This window comes from Mesorhizobium sp. M2D.F.Ca.ET.226.01.1.1 (assembly GCF_004022705.2).
GTDB lineage: Bacteria > Pseudomonadota > Alphaproteobacteria > Rhizobiales > Rhizobiaceae > Mesorhizobium.
The window spans coordinates 1-287 of the sequence record NZ_RZOY02000129.1; the positions used below are offsets into that span (position 1 = coordinate 1).

Sequence of the window (287 nt, forward strand, 5' to 3'; positions counted from 1 at the left end):
CAGGCCGAGCTCGAAGAGACGGTTGCCGCGCCGGGACTGGCAGTAGTAGTCGCGCTTAGGCGTCGCGCGCGCCAGGATTTCGATCTGGCGCTCGTTAAGACCGAAGCGCTGATAGATCGCCGTGATCTGCGGCTTCTGGGAACGACCGACGTTCGCGGTGCGACGGCAGCATTTGCCGGTTTCGAGCGTCCAGAGGGCTTTAGCTGGGCCAACCCCGAGGGCGCACATAACTTCCTCGGCCGTCTCAGCGGCGCGCAGGACGCGCTGTCGAAATTCGGCAGTACGGC

Annotated in this window: 1 pseudogene; it reads left to right on the forward strand. The window is 64.8% G+C overall.

Features of this window, described 5'->3' with window-relative positions:
• A pseudogene (locus EN869_RS34090) lies at positions 1–287 on the forward strand (hypothetical protein); the annotation flags it as partial.